Origin of the sequence: Algibacter agarivorans (assembly GCF_039543245.1) — a bacterium.
Taxonomy (GTDB): domain Bacteria; phylum Bacteroidota; class Bacteroidia; order Flavobacteriales; family Flavobacteriaceae; genus Algibacter_G; species Algibacter_G agarivorans.
Genome location: NZ_BAABJJ010000031.1, coordinates 40,496 through 58,340 on the forward strand (window position 1 = coordinate 40,496; position 17,845 = coordinate 58,340).

The 17,845-nt window shown below is 33.6% G+C and carries 13 protein-coding genes; 9 read left to right on the forward strand and 4 right to left on the reverse strand.

What is annotated here, in order from left to right; translation table 11 throughout:
- Positions 1-4 precede the first annotated feature (4 nt).
- Together ABD935_RS10840 and ychF are read right to left on the reverse strand one after the other, a co-directional pair.
- A complete protein-coding gene (locus tag ABD935_RS10840; protein ID WP_345192054.1) occupies positions 5-1,330 on the reverse strand; it encodes a dicarboxylate/amino acid:cation symporter in 1,326 nt (441 codons plus the stop codon).
- Positions 1,331-1,600: 270 nt separating this feature from the next.
- Positions 1,601-2,695, reverse strand: a complete 1,095-nt coding sequence (gene ychF / locus ABD935_RS10845) for a redox-regulated ATPase YchF (RefSeq protein WP_345192055.1) — start codon at positions 2,693-2,695, stop codon at positions 1,601-1,603.
- Between the two features lie 267 nt (positions 2,696-2,962).
- Between ychF and ABD935_RS10850 the strand changes: the two genes are divergently transcribed.
- The gene (locus tag ABD935_RS10850; RefSeq protein ID WP_345192056.1) at positions 2,963-5,650 is read left to right on the forward strand and encodes a TonB-dependent receptor; all 2,688 of its coding nucleotides are present in this window, start codon (positions 2,963-2,965) and stop codon (positions 5,648-5,650) included.
- A 51-nt stretch (positions 5,651-5,701) separates the two neighbouring features.
- On the opposite strand, the gene ABD935_RS10855 is transcribed toward ABD935_RS10850, so the two are convergent.
- A complete protein-coding gene (locus ABD935_RS10855) occupies positions 5,702-6,103 on the reverse strand; it encodes an ACT domain-containing protein (protein WP_345192057.1) in 402 nt (133 codons plus the stop codon).
- A gap of 526 nt (positions 6,104-6,629) precedes the next feature.
- Between ABD935_RS10855 and ABD935_RS10860 the strand changes: the two genes are divergently transcribed.
- Positions 6,630-9,161: a T9SS type A sorting domain-containing protein gene (locus ABD935_RS10860; RefSeq protein ID WP_345192058.1), complete on the forward strand. Its 2,532-nt coding sequence runs from the start codon at positions 6,630-6,632 to the stop codon at positions 9,159-9,161.
- A 269-nt stretch (positions 9,162-9,430) separates the two neighbouring features.
- On the opposite strand, the gene ABD935_RS10865 is transcribed toward ABD935_RS10860, so the two are convergent.
- Positions 9,431-9,784, reverse strand: coding sequence for a 4Fe-4S dicluster domain-containing protein (locus tag ABD935_RS10865; protein WP_345192059.1), 354 nt, complete (start codon positions 9,782-9,784; stop codon positions 9,431-9,433).
- 98 nt (positions 9,785-9,882) lie between these two features.
- Between ABD935_RS10865 and ABD935_RS10870 the strand changes: the two genes are divergently transcribed.
- The 7 genes from ABD935_RS10870 to ABD935_RS10900 all read left to right on the forward strand — a co-directional run bounded on the left by ABD935_RS10870 (position 9,883) and on the right by ABD935_RS10900 (position 17,756).
- The gene (locus ABD935_RS10870) at positions 9,883-10,941 is read left to right on the forward strand and encodes an acyl-CoA reductase (protein WP_345192060.1); all 1,059 of its coding nucleotides are present in this window, start codon (positions 9,883-9,885) and stop codon (positions 10,939-10,941) included.
- A gap of 135 nt (positions 10,942-11,076) precedes the next feature.
- On the forward strand, positions 11,077-12,141 hold the full coding sequence (gene serC, locus ABD935_RS10875) for a 3-phosphoserine/phosphohydroxythreonine transaminase (RefSeq protein WP_345192061.1): 1,065 nt from the start codon (positions 11,077-11,079) through the stop codon (positions 12,139-12,141).
- 104 nt (positions 12,142-12,245) lie between these two features.
- A complete protein-coding gene (locus tag ABD935_RS10880; protein ID WP_345192062.1) occupies positions 12,246-13,196 on the forward strand; it encodes a D-2-hydroxyacid dehydrogenase in 951 nt (316 codons plus the stop codon).
- Positions 13,197-13,320: 124 nt separating this feature from the next.
- Positions 13,321-13,959, forward strand: coding sequence for a DUF937 domain-containing protein (locus ABD935_RS10885; RefSeq protein ID WP_345192063.1), 639 nt, complete (start codon positions 13,321-13,323; stop codon positions 13,957-13,959).
- Positions 13,960-14,343: 384 nt separating this feature from the next.
- On the forward strand, positions 14,344-14,781 hold the full coding sequence (locus tag ABD935_RS10890) for a DUF6146 family protein (RefSeq protein ID WP_345192064.1): 438 nt from the start codon (positions 14,344-14,346) through the stop codon (positions 14,779-14,781).
- A gap of 36 nt (positions 14,782-14,817) precedes the next feature.
- Positions 14,818-15,120, forward strand: a complete 303-nt coding sequence (locus ABD935_RS10895; RefSeq protein ID WP_345192065.1) for a DUF6787 family protein — start codon at positions 14,818-14,820, stop codon at positions 15,118-15,120.
- Between the two features lie 395 nt (positions 15,121-15,515).
- Entirely contained in the window at positions 15,516-17,756 is a 2,241-nt protein-coding gene (locus ABD935_RS10900) for a TonB-dependent receptor (protein ID WP_345192066.1), read from the forward strand.
- Positions 17,757-17,845: the final 89 nt, after the last annotated feature.

The following is a 17,845-nucleotide window of genomic DNA, read 5'->3' on the forward strand; positions in this document are numbered from 1 at the left end:
TATATTATTTTACTTCATCATAGTGGTCATCCCATTCTTTAGGTTTTGGGTCGTGTAATTTGTTTAAGGACTTGGCCACCATCATTGAAACCGTAGCATCGCCTGTAACATTTACTACTGTTCTACACATATCCAAAGGTCTATCAACTGCAAAAATAAGCGCCAAACCAATAGGTAGTAATTCTGTTGGAAAGCCAATAGACTCAAGCACAATAACAAGCATAACCATACCTGCGCTTGGTACCGCAGCACTCCCAATAGACGCCAATAACGCTGTAGCCACAATAACAAGTTGATTGGTAAACGTTAAACCCTCTGGCCAAATAACCTGCATAATAAATACAGCGGCAATACCTTGATATAAACTGGTACCATCCATGTTTACGGTTGCCCCAACAGGCAATACAAAACCTGACACTTCTTTGTCTACACCTAAATGCTCTTCAACACGTTCCATAGTTACAGGCAAAGTCGCTGCACTGCTACTTGTTGAAAACGCCAATAATTGCGCTGGACTTATTTCTTTTAAAAACCACATCGGTGATTTTTTTGTATACACACTAATTAAAAGAAGGTAGAAGCCTATCATTAATAGGAGTCCTCCAACAACACAGAAAGCATAATAAAGCAGTTTGATTAAAATTTCAACATCATCAAAAGCGATAATAACATTTGCCAGTAATGCAAATACAGCGTAGGGCGCAAAAAGCATGATTAAATCTACCATTTTCATGACCACCTCATTAAGCGAGTCGAAGAAATCAACCAATGGCTTTGCTTTCTTTTCTCCTATTAACAGTAAACAAATACCAACAAACAAAGCAAAAAAGATAACTTGAAGCATAGACGCTTCTACAAAGGATTCGAAAATATTACTCGGAAAAATATCCACTAATGGTTGCAAAGGTCCCGCTTCTTTTTGGGCAGATGCTTTCATTAATTTATCGGTTACACCAGCATCATTTTCATATTTTAATTTGATTTTCTCAATGGTTTCTTGCGGCATACCGTCTCCTGGCTTAATAATATTTACAATGCTCAAACCAATAACTATAGCTACTAAAGTGGTTGTAATATAAATACCAATGGTACGTAAGCCCATGGATTTTATTTTAGAAATATCCTTTAAATCTGAAATACCTTTGATTAGAGATGCCAAAATTAAAGGCACCGCTATAAGCTTTAAAAGATTGATAAATATGGTGCCAAAAGGTGCAATCCAATCTGAAACAAAACCTTTACCTCCAGCAACAGTATTCATAATAAAACCAAAAATGATTCCGAGAACCATTCCTATAATAATTTTCCAATGTAATGCTAATTTTTTCATAAAGCCTCTCTTAGCCTCTCCTCCCGATAGCTATCGGGAGGAAAGGGATTTGTTAGTTATTTATCGTCAAATAATTTTGAGACAAGATAAGTATTTTTGATTTGCTCTATAATAGTTTCTTAGATTGTTATAATTAAGATTCCATATATTACTAATTCTGCTTAAAAAGTAAACGTATTTGTTTATAAGAACAAAAAAAAGCAAACTTTTTAAGTTTACTTTTTTTGTTCTTCATCCTGAAAATGACGATTGTAATTATATATTTTTAATCTACACGTTAAACAAAAAGTGCATCACATCGCCATCTTTAACAATGTAGTTCTTCCCTTCAACACGCATTTTTCCAGCTTCTTTTACTTTGGCTTCACTACCAAATTGAACATAATCATCATAAGCAATAACTTCAGCACGGATAAACCCTTTTTCAAAATCGGTATGTATAACACCGGCTGCTTGAGGCCCCGTAGCACCTATATCTACAGTCCAAGCTCTAACTTCTTTTACACCTGCTGTAAAATAAGTTTGTTGGTTTAGTAATTTATATGCTGAACGAATTAACTTGGCAGCACCTGGTTCATCTAAACCTATATCCTGAAGAAACATTTGGCGTTCTTCGTAATCATCCAATTCATTAATATCAGCTTCTGTACCAACTGCTAATACCAAAACTTCGGCGTCTTCATCTTTTACAGCTTCTTTAACTAATTCTACATACGCATTTCCTGAAACCGCGGAACCTTCATCTACATTACAAACATACATGACTGGTTTATCTGTAATAAACTGTGATGGTTTCACAAAATCCGCATCATCTTCTTCACTAAATTCTAAAGCCCTAACAGATATTCCCGATTCTAACCCTGCTTTAATTTTTAATAAAACGGCTTCTTCTTTTTGAGCCTCTTTATTTCCTGTTTTTGCAGCACGTTTTACTTTATCAAGTTTCTTATCAACCGTTTCTAAATCTTTAAGTTGCAATTCCATATCGATAGTTTCCTTATCGCGAATGGGATTTACATTGCCATCAACATGCACAATATTATCATTATCAAAACAACGCAGTACATGTAATATAGCGTCAGTTTCACGAATATTCGCTAAAAACTGATTCCCTAAACCTTCACCCTTACTGGCACCTTTTACTAACCCAGCAATATCAACTATCTCTACTGTTGCTGGCATAACACGTTCTGGGTTTACCAAAGATTCTAGTTTTTCTAAACGTGGGTCTGGCACATTTACTACCCCAATATTTGGTTCTATAGTACAAAACGGAAAGTTTGCACTTTGCGCTTTGGCATTTGATAAACAATTAAATAAAGTCGATTTTCCTACGTTTGGTAATCCTACAATGCCTGCTTTCATCAATTATGTGTTTTTTTATCATTCCCGCGAAGGCGGAAATCTTTCAATCGCTCAGTTTTATTAACAAATTACCGCCTACGTGGTAATTTGTTTTGCGAGTGCAAATATAGACTATATTGGTAGTAATTTATGTTTTTTTCAATTGAAAATTTACTAGAAAAAGAACATAATATCAGCTTATTAGGCTTAGAAATTCGACTAGCGTTATCTACATATTATTAAAACTTTAACATATATTAGCATTAATTAACTCAAAATTATTAAAAGATGAAAAACATTTATTTCTATTTATTTTTTTTTATGACGTCCTTAGCGTTTGCGCAGCATAATGTTACAGGTGCAGTTAAAGATTCACGTGGAATTCCTTTGCCTGGTGTAAATATTACAGAGGGAGGTACATCAAATGGAACAACTTCAGATTTTGATGGCAATTATTCTATCTCTGTTAACCAGAATGCTACACTAATTTTTAGCTATGTGGGTTACAATACAGCAACACTATCTGTTAATAATCAAACAACATTAAATGTAATATTAGAAGAAGGTGTAAGCTTAGATGAGGTTATGCTTGTTGGGTCTCGAAGTCCAAGAAGAACAGCTACAGATACTGCGGTACCTGTTGATGTAATTAACGTTGCTGATATTGCTTCAACAACTGGAAAAGTTGAAGTTAATGAAATTTTGCAGTATGCAGCACCCTCATTCAATGCTAGTAAACAATCTGGTTCCGATGGTGCCGATCATATCGTACCTGCATCTTTACGTGGTTTAGGTCCAGACCAAACACTAGTTTTAATTAACGGAAAACGAAGACATCAATCGTCTTTGGTTAATGTTTTTGGAACTAGAGGTCGTGGAAATTCTGGAACAGACTTAAACGCAATTCCTGCAAACGCTATTAAAAGAATTGAAGTTTTAAGGGATGGTGCTTCAGCGCAATATGGTTCTGATGCCATTGCTGGTGTAATTAATATTGTTTTAAAGGATAATACAAACGGCTTTTCTGGAGGTATTACATATGGCGCTTATAGTACTGCCATAGGCGATGGTTGGGAAGAAGCTACCGGAGAAACACTTAATAATGTTGAAGGTAAAAATAGATTAGATGGTGATGATAAAAGTTGGGATGGTGAAACGGTTAAAATAGATGCAAATTACGGTGTATCATTAAATGACAACGGAGGGTTTATTAATTTCACTACGGAGTTTTTATCAAGACAAAATACACTAAGACCAGGATTTGCTTGGAGAAAAGGATATGGTAGCGCAGGCGTTGATGGTTTTAATTTTATGGTTAACGCTTCTTTGCCTGTTAATGATAATACTGAAGTGTATGCTTTTGGTGGTAGAAACTTTAGAGATACTAATGCCTATGCTTTTTCTAGAGATGGCTTTGCCGATGGAGACAACAGATCCGTTCCTAGTTTATATCCTAACGGATTTACGCCAAAAATTACGTCTAACATAACAGACGTTTCAGTATCAGTTGGAGTAAGACATGAAATGGAAAATGGATGGAATCTAGATTTTAATAATACTTATGGTAAAAACAACTTTCACTATTTTATAAAAAACAGTAACAATGCATCTATGCAAAATGCTTCTCCAACCGATTTTGATGCAGGTGGACATTTTCTTTCACAAAACACTACAGGCTTAGATTTCAATAAATACCTTGAAGATGTTGCTTCAGGGTTAAGCTTAGCGTTTGGTTTCGAATATAGAACAGAAAACTTTGGTATTTTCGCAGGTGAAGTTCCTTCTTATGGTCTTTATGATGTAAATGGTGTTCCTGTAACCAACCCCGCTACTCAAACGGTAGCTTTTGATTCGAATGGAGATGATTTACCTAGTGGTTCTCAAGGTTTTCCTGGATATAGTCCGGCTAACGAGGTAGATAGAAGCAGAACTAACTACGGAATCTATTTTGACACAGAACTTAATGTTAGTGAAGCCTTTATGTTAGCTGCCGCTGTTAGATATGAAAATTATAGTGATTTTGGAAGCACCTTTAACGGAAAACTTGCCTCTAGATTAAAAATAAGTGATGACTTTTCATTGCGAGGTTCTATATCTACTGGTTTTAGAGCACCATCGTTAGCTCAATTATATTATAACCTTATATTTAACAACATTGTTGCTGGTGCTTCTGTTCCTTCATTGTTATCAGCAAATAATAGCACTGTTACTAAAGCATTTGGTATTGGTCAATTAAAGGAAGAAAAAGCATTTAATGCCAGTATAGGATTTACCTATAAAACAGGCGGATTTACTGCAACTATTGATGCCTACTCCATAACAGTAGATGATAGAATCATTTTAACAGACAATTTTACAGACCAAACTATTTTAGGCCCTTTAAATGTTGATGCAGCACAATTTTTTGCCAATGGGGTTGATACAAGAACTAATGGTCTGGATATTGTTTTAGGCTACGATACTAATGTTGGAGATCATGGTAAAATTAAAGTAGCTTTAATTGGAAACTTTAATGATTTAGAAGTTAAGAATATTAATAATGGTAATTTAAATGAATTTACATTCTTTGGACCATTCTCGCAGGCCTATTTAAAAGCAGCTGCTCCAGATTATAAGTTTGGACTTAACCTAGGGTATTCATGTAAAAAGTTTGACACCACTGTTTCCTTAACACAATTTAGTGAGGTAACGCTTCAAGATTTCCAATGGGTAGATTCCCCTGCTACTACGCAAGCAGAGGCAGATGCCCTATTTCCTGTAGCAACAGATATTTACAAAGCAGCTTTAGTTGTTGATCTTAGCATGGGATATGAACTCTCGGAAAAAGTTAAATTTAGCATTGGTGCAAATAATTTATTTAATAAATATCCAACACCACAATTTGATGGTTGGACAGACCAAGGTGGTTTGGCTGATTCTGTACAAATGGGGTCTGATGGAACTTATGTTTTTGGAAGATTAAATTTTAGTTTATAATTATAAACTATTTCTATAAATAAAAAAGCCGAGCTAAATAGCTCGGCTTTTTTATTTATATTTTTTTGACAAATTAGTTAAAACCTCTAGTGCTATTTTAGAATCCTTTTTAGCAACAAATATATGGTCATGATAAAATCCAGCAATCACATTACAGCTTATATTATACTTAGTTAATTCATCTGAAAATACAGCAGTCAATCCTACAGCTTCTAATGAAGAATGAACCTTTAGCGTAATCCAGGAGGCAATATAATTATAGGTGAGATTTAAATTATCTGCCTTACTTTTTTCAATTACAATGGTAACACCTTCATCTTCTTTAAATTCACAAATGGTATCTAACCTATCTATTTTATTTAAATCAATAACCGTTGCAAAAACATAATCTCCCAAATTCAATTTAGGTGTCATTCCCTTTATTAATTTTACTAAGTTTTTTTCTCCAGTCATTCTTATATATTTTATAACAAACCTAATAATTAATTATGTTAAACCGATTTATGCAACATAACAAATTTTCATTTGTCAATTATTTGTAACACTCCAATTATGAAAAAAATTAGTTTTTTTATAGTCTTATGCTTTTGTTATTTTTATTCGTTTTCGCAAAACATTACCACTAAATTAATTGACATAAAGTACAACAAACCCATTCTATACGCCAACATAAAAACAGTTAAGCATAGTGGCTTAATTTCTAACGAGTAAGGTTATTTTGCAATCCATACTGACGATAATAATTTAAAAACCATTATCGTTTCTTGTTTAGGCTATCAAAACAAAACACTAAGTATTCAAGATATTAAAACGCTAAATTTTATTATTCCTTTAGATGAAGCGATTAACCAACTTAATAAAGCTCATATAAGCAATAAATTAGCCGAAAACCATAAGTTATCTAACAAAAAACATTTGTTAGACATTCCCTTAAATATTGTTTCTAAATTCACATTTAAAAGAATTTAACATTATTTATATGATAAAGAAAATACACCTTTCTAAAACCTTATTTCTATTATTTTCGTTTTTGCTGATTGGACTTAAAATTTTAGCACAAGAAGTAAGTGTTAAAATAGACCCTAATTGTCAACGTTTTCTTGGAGAAGTTTCGGAATTGGACAGAACCAAATACTTTTCTGTTCATGATTCATCAAGCGATACTGAATCGAATATGTTTCGGAATGATTATAACGTTACTGGAGGTAGAGGTTTCTGGGGAGCTTATAGTTTTGCTAAAAACCAAACAGGATCTGCGGGTGTTTATCCTGCTGATAAAAATGGGAATGATGATTTAAGAGCTGTAAAAAAAGGTTTTGTGGCTACTGAACATCCAGGGAATGTATTTCTAGACGGTATAGACATAACAACTGCAAGTAATTGGGCGGTGGAGTATTTCAAGGATTTCGTTAATCAAAATGGCAGAAACGAATTTTTTGAGGTCATGAACGAGCCTTTTGTTCATGCCCAAGATTTTTATTCTGGCGCTTGGAGTAATTCTGAGAATAATAGAATAAAACTTCAAATGGCGAAGTTATATGGAGAAGTCGCAAAACGTATTCATGAAACCCCTGCATTGGGTAACATGAAAGTTATTGGTTATTCTGCTGCATGGCCTTCTATGGAACTTAGCGATTTTGGTCATTGGAATGACAATATGAAAATGTTCATGGACAATGCAGGAGAAAACATGTATGCTTTTTCAACTCATTTATATGATGGTATTAACATAACAGGACAGGACTCAAAGCGTTCTGGAAGCAATTCCGAAGCCATTTTGGATTTAATAGAGAACTATAGCTATGTAAAATGGAATGCTATAAAACCACACGCCATTACAGAATATGGCGCTATAGAGCAAGGCTATGGCGATGATTATAGCGATATTGCTAGTATTCAAACCGTACAATCCATAAATCATATACTTTTTAATTTATTAGAACGAGAAAACCGTTTAGTAAACTCTATTCCTTTTATAACCGGAAAAGCCGAGTGGCATATAACAGCGGCCAATAATTACCAACCCTATCAAGCGGTACTGTTTAAACCCACGAATATTGGCGAACCAACTCCTGCTGGTTGGGAATATACTCCAAGAATTCATTTTTATGAACTTTGGAAAGATGTAAAGGGAAAACGTATTATGATTAAAAGCGATAACCCAGATATTCAAGTTCAAGCTTTTGTTGATAATACAAAAATGTTTGTAGCATTGAATAATCTAGATGATAACACACAAACCGTAAACTTAACCATGTTGTCTAGTATCACGGATTTAGTGGATGTAAAAATAAAAGCACTTAAAATCTACCCGCAAACCATGCCAGATATGACTATTGAAACGGTAACTACAGCTCCAAATACTATGTCGTTGATTAAGGGGGAAACTGTTATTCTGGAATACACATTTAACAGTCCGGTTACTTTTGATAATGCACTTAGGATGAAAACCTATTATACACAAACACACTTACAACCTATTGCTACTAATTCTGAAATAGTGTATACTTTTGATAATGTTTCTACAGGAAATGGTTTTGCTACACTTCGCATGGGTCTAGGTAGAAAGCACAATGTTTCAAAAAAACCAATTCTTAAGGTAAATGGCATTACAGTCGAAGTTCCGGATAATTGGAAAGGCTACGACCAAGCCAATAGAGACGATTTCTTCGGAATGATTGAAATTCCTTTCTCTACAACAATTTTACAGGAAACAAATACTATAAGTTTAACTTTTCCAGATTCTGGTGGAAGAGTGAGTTCTTTAATATTATCCGTAGAATTATATGATAACGCTCCAGATACAGGAGTTTTAGCTTCAGTTCAAACGACGAGTATTACGTGTCCAGGGCAAAAAAGCGGAATCATTACCGTAAACCCATTGGCTGTTGGATCATTTAATGTAACAATAACGGGTAACGGTTTAAATGAAACCAATAGTTTTTCCAGTAGTTATGAAATCACAGATTTAGCATCTGGCACATACACCATTGTAATTACCTCGCCAACAAATACCAATTTAAAAACAGAATATGAGGCAACTATTACGGAACCGGAACCATTATCGGTAACAAGCAAGGTGATCAATGACAAAAAAAGTGTAAGCTATCATCTAAGCGGTAGCAGTAGTTATACTATCGATTTTAATGGAGAACAATTTAAAACCTCAGATACCTCTATCGAATTCCTGCTTAAAAGCGGAAGCAATAGTATTGAAATAAAAACAGAAAAAGACTGTCAAGGTGTTTTTAAGGACAATGTGTTATTCAATGACATTGTAGGCCATCCAAATCCATTTGATGAACATCTAACAATCGATTTAGGGTTAGAAGATGCAGCATCATTGAAAATCTATAATACTTTGGGCACTTTAGTTTATTATAAAACATATAACCTTAACAATCATAAGATTGATTTAAAAACTAACTTTTTAAACGAAGGTATATACATTATTTCAATTGAAACCAAGACCGTTTCAAAAAAAATCAAAGCAATAAAAATTTCAAAATAAAAAAAAGTAGCTATAAAACAATCTGAATAGACAGGTGTTTTATTTTAGCTTCCCTAGTACTGCTTAGTTGTAATGGCAACGATTCAAGTGGTGATGATGAGCTAGCCTACTGCTACACTACTAATGAGCAAGTGTTCCAAACATTGTGTTAACGGTAAATACAGTTTATATCATATCTCAGATTTTTGAATTTAGAACAGAGTAAACAAAAAAATCCTAAGCCAAAGACTCAGGATTTTCATTATTAATCTTTAATTGTAAATTCTTAATTAATCTTCAGGATGCATAAAACGTTGTTTAGCCAATAATTCTTCTTCAGTTTCCACAACATCCTCATCTGGTATACAACAATCTACAGGGCAAACCGCTGCACATTGTGGCTCATCATGAAATCCTTTACACTCCGTACACTTATCTGGAACAATGTAATAAAGTTCATCGCTTACAGGCTCTTGCGCCTCGTCAGCATCAACTTCAGTTCCATTAGTTAAAACCACAGTACCTTCTAAACTGGTCCCATCTTTATAGCGCCAATCATCGGCACCTTCATATATTGCAGTATTTGGGCACTCAGGTTCGCAAGCACCACAATTAATACATTCGTCTGTTATTATAATTGCCATAGTAATTTTTTATCTTTTAAAATTCAAGAACTCTGTAGAGTTTCCTTAAATTTGCAGTTGCAAAAATAAAGCCAAAACCATTCATAACCAAATTAAGGATGCAATTACAAGAAAGAATTAATGCTTTTATAAAATTAGGAGATTTTTTAAGGCAATTTTCTAATGAAGTTATACAAAAAGCCGATAATGTTGAACATAATGACGTATTCTTTGCTGGCTTTAAACATCAACTAAAATTAGCCGAAGAACACAACGGGTGGTTTACAAAAGAAAACATCAGATTTGCTTTAACATCATGGTCAGAAGCCTTGACTACCAAAAATTTAAATACTTGGCTAAAACCTTATAATATAACTCAAATAAATCCTAAGCAAGTCGCTATTATTATGGCGGGAAACATTCCCCTTGTTGGATTTCATGATTTTTTGTCGGTGCTTATTTCCGGACATCATGTATTAGTAAAACAGTCATCAAACGACAAACATCTACTACCCTATTTAGCCAAATACTTAGAGTTTTCAGAACCAAAGTTTAAAGGAAACATAACATTTACTGAAGCTAAAATTGAAAACTTCGATGCCGTAATCGCTACAGGTAGTAATAATACAGCACGCTATTTTGAATACTATTTTAAAGGAAAACCTTCTATTATTAGAAATAACAGAAATTCTGTTGCCATTTTAACTGGTAAAGAGACTGAAGAAGATTTAGTAAACCTATCCGAAGATATTTTTAGGTATTATGGACTAGGTTGTAGGAATGTATCTAAAATCTATGTGCCTAAAAGTTATAGTTTTGACCTCTTTTTTAAAGGCATTTACCATTGGCACCCTATTGTTGAAAAAGCTAAATACGCGAATAACTACGATTATAATAAAGCGGTTTATTTAATGAGCGAATTTGATATGCTTGAAAATGGTTTCTTTATGATAAAAGAAGATGAAAGTTTTGCTTCTCCTATTGCAACATTATTTTATGAATTCTATGAAGACGCCTCTCAACTAAAAAAAGTTTTAGAAGAAAAAAAAGAACAAATACAATGTATAGTTTCTAAGGGATTTACTGAAAATGAAATTGCATTTGGTGCAACCCAAAAACCTCAACTTTGGGATTATGCGGATGATGTAGATTCTATTGAATTTTTGTTAGCAATTTAATGAAAAAATTATTGAATTTTTAACACAAAATACCTAATTAATTAGCAACTTTGCATCTTAATTTTTTAACGGAATACTAATTAAAAGTAGCCCATAAAAAATGCTTTCACTTTGAAAGTATTCGGGATAGTAAAAATGAAAAAACATAACTTTAGTGCAGGACCAAGTATTTTACCACAAGAAGTATTATTAAAAGCTTCTGAGGCAATCATTGATTATAATGGTGGTGGTTTATCTTTAATCGAAATTTCTCATAGAAGCAAAGATTTTGTTGATATCATGGAAAACGCTAGAGCTTTAGCATTGGAGTTACTTGGTTTAGAAGGCAAAGGGTATAAAGCATTATTTTTACAAGGTGGAGCAAGTACCCAGTTTTTAATGGTAGCCATGAATCTTTTAGAAAAAAGAGCAGGATATTTAAACACTGGAGCTTGGAGTTCTAAAGCCATAAAAGAAGCTAAAAAACTAGATGATATTTATGAGGTAGCCTCTTCTGTAGATGCCAATTTCAATTATATCCCTAAAGGTTTTGATATTCCTTCGGATTATGATTATTTCCATTGCACATCAAATAACACCATTTTTGGAACCCAGTTAAAATCATTTCCTAAAACAGATATCCCTGTGGTTTGTGATATGAGTAGTGATATATTTTCACGTCAATTAGATTTCACTCAATTCGATATCATTTATGCTGGAGCTCAAAAAAATATGGGCCCTGCAGGAACAACTTTAGTGGTTATTAAAGAAGATATTTTAGGAAAAGTATCTCGCGATATTCCTTCTATAATGGATTACAAAATGCATATAAAAAGCGGCAGTATGCTTAATACACCGCCAGTATTTGCAGTTTACACATCTATGTTAACCTTAGAATGGTTAAAGAGCCTTGGTGGCATTGCTGGAATTGAAAAAGAAAACGAAAAGAAATCACGTTTAATGTATTCTGAAATTGACTTAAATCCGTTATTTAAAGGGTTTGCAGCCAAAGAAGATAGATCAGATATGAATGCAACATTCAACTTAACTAATGACAATTTAAAAGACACTTTTGAAACTATGCTAAAAGAAGCTGGTATTAGCGGTGTTAATGGCCATAGAAGTGTTGGTGGTTATAGAGCATCTATGTACAATGCATTACCTCTAGATAGCGTAAAAGCATTGGTGGAAGTAATGAGTGAATTAGAAAGTAAAGCGTAATGGATTAGCCTTTGTCATTACCTCGAAGGAGGGAATATCATAAAGCTACCAAAAATTAAAAAAATGATTCCCTCCTATGAGGGAATAACAAAAATAGAATTTCAATGAAAGTATTAGCAAACGACGGTATTTCACAAAGCGGTATTGATGCCTTAGAAAAAGCAGGTTATGAAGTGATTACAACAACCGTAGCACAAGAGCAATTAATAAACTATATCAACGAAAAAGACATTGCAGTATTATTGGTGCGTAGTGCAACAACGGTACGTAAAGATTTAATTGATGCCTGTCCAGGACTAAAAATTATTGGTCGTGGTGGTGTTGGTATGGATAATATTGATGTTGAATATGCAAGAGAACAAGGTCGTAGTGTTATCAATACACCTGCAGCATCTTCACATTCTGTTGCTGAATTAGTATTTGGACACTTATACGGGTTAGCTCGTTATTTACATAACGCAAATAGAGATATGCCTCTTGAAGGCGATAGCAACTTTAAAGGCTTAAAGAAAGCTTACGCAAAAGGGACTGAACTTAAAGGAAAAACTTTAGGTGTTTTAGGTTTTGGTCGTATTGGTCAAGCTACAGCTAAAGTAGCATTAGGTGCTGGTATGAAAGTGATTGCTTTTGATCCGTTTTTAGAAAGTGCTAATTTAGAATTGGACTTTTTTGATGGTCAAACTGTAAATTTTGAAATTAAAACCGTTTCTAAAGAAGATGTTTTAAAACAAGCTGATTTTATCACATTACATGTTCCTGCACAAAAAGATTACGTTATTGACGAAGCAGAATTTAACATGATGAAAGATGGTGTTATTATTGCTAATGCAGCACGTGGTGGTGTACTTAACGAAATAGCACTTGTAAAAGCTATTGAAAGTGGAAAAGTGGCAAGAGCGGCTTTAGATGTTTTTGAAAAAGAACCAAAACCAGAAATGCAATTATTAATGAATCCTGCATTATCATTAACCCCTCATACTGGAGCGGCAACTAACGAAGCGCAAGATAGAATTGGTACAGAATTAGCATCACAAATAATTAGTATCTTAGGATAGGATAAAACAAATTGTGACCTAAATAGAATTATTGAGTCCTAACTATATTAGTTGGGACTTTTTTGTACATTAAGCTTCCAATTTTTCATAAAAACTTTATTAATTAATACATACAATAACAATCATGGCAGGAATTTTAGATTTATTAAACAGCGACTTAGGAAAAACTATAATTAGCGGAGTAGCCGGTTCAACAGGAAACGATACGAATAAAACAAGCAGTGTATTAACAATGGCTTTACCTGTTTTAATGAAAGCTATGCAACGTAATGCGGCAACACCAAAAGGCGCAGAAGGACTTATGGGAGCTATACAAGGAAAACATGATGGTAGTATTTTAGATAATCTTGGAGGGTTATTTGACGGAGGTGTTAATGATGACGTAAAACAAGATGGCCAAAAAATATTAGGACACGTTCTAGGTGCTAAACAAAATGGAGTAGAAAAAATAATAGGAGAAAAGTCAGGATTAGATGCTAGTTCTGTTGCCAATATATTAAAAGTTGCGGCACCAATTTTAATGGGCGTTTTAGGAAATCAAGCCAAACAACAAAACGTAAGTTCTTCTAATGGTATTGGAGATTTATTAGGCGGAATGCTTGGCGGGAATTCTGCTGAAAAAGAACAAAGTTTCTTAGAGTCTATTTTAGATGCCGATGGCGATGGTAGTGTTATAGATGATGTTGCAGGAATGGTTCTTGGAAATGCAAGTAAAAAAGGCGGACTTGGTGGTCTATTAGGTGGTCTTTTCGGAGGAAAATAATTTTCCCTATAAATATAAATAGCAAAAAGAGCCAAACGTTTTGTTTGGCTCTTTTTATGTTAAAAATATTTAAAAACAAGTTGTTTAAAGAATGGATTTTGTAAATTTATTAATACCAAATTAATTTCAAAATGGTTGGTGATAAATTAGAATTATATGTTCTTTAGATAAGATAGAAAATATAAGCATAGCATTAGTTACGGTTCTATTTTATATTGAAATATAAAGGAAATAGAAACTGATTTAATCAATTATTTTGATGTTTATTTGGTATAAAGAAGATAAATGGGTTCACGCAATGAAAATACCCGTTAACTCATTCTCATTTTAAAAATGATATAATGAGGCATACATTTGAAAAATAACTAAAACTCATTGAAAGCTATGAGAAAACTTATCTACACCTTACTTATTTCTGTATTTATTTTTAACTGTAATACATCAAAAACTACAGTTTCAAAAAAAGATGAAAGGTTAGCAAATGCTAAGCAAAGTGATACCGTTACCATTGCAAATGACGAATTAGAATACGAGATCATTATTATAGAACCCGGCTTCAACACTTGGCTGGTTAGTAGAGCTCGACCAGAAGGCTTCTATTCGCAGCAATATCTTGAAAACAGAAATTACATTTATGTAATAGAATGGAATCAACGGGTACTGCAACCACAACGATTTGACCCGAGCCTATATGAAATGCAAATTGATTACCAACCCGGAATCGATTACGGTTATGAGGTAAACTATAAACTCTACAATTATTTTATTTATTTTCAATTAACCTATAACCAAAGATTAGGACCTTTTGTTCCTAGGATTTAATTTCATTTTAGTTACTTTTGCAATCAAATTGTGATTGTGGAAAAATTAAAAAAACGTTGGGGCATAGAGCATAACTGGCAAATTGTTATCATTTTTATTGTATTTGCCGTAACAGGATCAACAGCTTCCTATATTGGCAAGCCTATATTAAATTACTTAAGTATTACACCCGAAACCTTTTCAACATTTGGGTATTGGATACTTCGTATTCTTTTACTATTCATCATGTACCAAATTATGTTGGTCTTTTTTGGTTGGCTATTTGGCCAGCACAAGTTCTTTTGGAATTTTGAAAAGAAAATGCTCCGCAGAATAGGCTTAAAACGCTTTGTAGATTAATGAACCACATTAAGGAACATTTCGTTTTCAAGGCACTAACGCTCTCGTTAGTTTTAACGCTATTGGTTCCTTCTGCACTTAAATTTATTCATATTTTTGAGCATCACGAGCATGACGTTTGTTTAGGCGAAAAAACGACACACCTTCATAAAATAGATTTAGAATGTGAGTTCCATAAATTTCAGCTCAACAAAAATTTTACATTTAATTTTTCTTATTTAGAACTCTTTTCAGAAAAAACTGAGTCGCTTCAAATTAGCTCTCAATACGTCTTCCTTAGTAAATATCAACGTTTACACTTTTCGCTTCGCGGTCCTCCTGCATTAATTTAATATTATTATTTATGCTGAAACCTCTACAGCTAACATTTTTATTAAATTAAATTAAACCCATCAATGAAGTCATTTATAAATACATTGCTATTCCTAGCAATCACAAGCATATACAGTCAAAACACCATACAAGGCATTGTTACAGATGCTAATACACAAGAACAGTTAGCCTTTGTAAACATTTATATATCAGACCTTGAAAAAGGCACAATAACAGACGGAAATGGAAATTTCAAACTTGAAAATTTACCTTCTGGACATTACAATATTCTTTTTTCTTTTTTAGGCTACAAAACAGAATCCTTTAAAATCAGTATTCCAACAACTGATATTATTACAATCAGCTTAACGCCCACAGCCATAGAAATGGAAAGCATTATCGTCTCTACACCCTTTCACAAACTACAAAGTGATAATGTGATGAAAGTGGAACAAAAAACCATGGAAGACTTAAAGGCTAGTGGCGCAATAACGCTATCCGAAGGCATTACAAACATTGCAGGTGTTGAAAGTATTACAACGGGTTTAAGCATTGGAAAGCCAGTGATTAGAGGATTAAGTTCTAATAGGGTTTTAGTTTACACCCAAGGTATTAGATTAGAGAACCAGCAATTTGGAAGCGAACACGGTCTTGGAGTTAACGCTGCCGGAATACAAAGCGTTGAAGTTATAAAAGGCCCCGCTTCCCTACTCTATGGTAGTGATGCGCTAGGTGGTGTTTTATATTTGAATCCTGAACGTTTTGCCGAAAACGGGAAATCTTCCGGTGATTTAAGCGGAAATTATTTCAGTAACACACAGGGCTTTAATACCAATGCAGGCTTTAAATCATCTGAAAATAATTTTAAATTTTTATTTAGAGGAAGCATAGCTGAACATTCCGATTATACTACTAAAGATTATCGAGTAACAAACACGCGATTTAGAGAACAAGATTTTAAAGCTGGCATTGGGTATCAAGTTTCACAATTTAAAACCGAATTCCGATATAACGTGAATCATTCCAAATTGGGGATTCCTGAAGCTATTGGAGAGCAATCCACGAACAGAACACCTTTACTTCCGTTTCAAGATATAACCAATCATATTTTTAGCTCAAAATCAACATTGTTTTTCAATAATTCTAAATTAGATATTAATTTGGGATTTATATATAATGATAGAAAAGAGTTTGAAGAACACCATCATGAAGATGACGATGAAGACGACGAAGATGAGGAACACGAGGAAGATGAACACGAAGATGAAGATGAAATTTTAGAAGCGGCACTTCATATGAAACTTAAAACAGCTAATTATGATATTAAATACAGTTTACCAGAATTAGGGAAATTTGAAACCATTATTGGGGTTCAAGGCATGAATCAGACCAATTCCAATTATGGCGAAGAACAATTAATCCCGGACGCTACCACTAACGATTTTGGTGTTTTAGCAACGTCTCATATTCATTTTGAAAATGCCGATGTACAATTAGGAGCACGTTTTGACACCCGAAATATTGATATTTTAAACAGTATAAATAAATCATTCAATAGCTTTAATGGTGCGTTTGGCGTAAAGACTAACATAGCTAAAAATATGACCGCTAGAGTAAACTTAGCTACAGGATTTAGAGCACCAAATTTATCCGAATTAACTTCTGAAGGAAGTCATGAGGGCACCAACCGCTATGAAATAGGAAACAGCAGTTTAAAGAGTGAACAAAATTTTCAAACAGATGTCGCTTTAGAATTTAAAAGTGAACACGTAGAATTATTTGCTAATGGGTTTTACAATAAAATAAACAACTACATTTTCTTATCCCCTAATGGAGAAGTTATTAATGAAGACCCTGTTTTTCTATATCTACAAGATGATGCCAAATTATATGGTGGCGAATTCGGTTTTCATTTACATCCGCACCCTTTAGATTGGCTACACTTTGAAAGTAGCTTTGAAATGGTTACTGGAAAACAAGATAATGAAGGGTATTTACCGCTTATTCCCGCAAACTCTTTAACTAATATGATTAGAGTTGAATTCGAAAAACCTTGGATTAAAAAAGGCTACGGATTTGTTAAACTGCGCACTACTTTCGACCAAAATAATGTAAGTGCTTTTGAAACCAATACAGATGGTTACAATCTTTTAAGCGCTGGTTTAGGCGGCAGTTTTGAGTTGTTTAAAAACGAATTGTCTGTTATCGTATCTGCTAACAATCTAACAGATGAAACCTATACCAATCATTTATCGCGTTTAAAGCCTGATGGCATTTTCAATATGGGCAGAAATATTAATTTAGGGTTTACGTATAGTTTATAAAACAGAAAGCGCTTATCTAATTAGGCACTTTCAGATACACACAAATACTTGTAAATCAGCGATATAATTCGTAAATTAGAATAAACAAA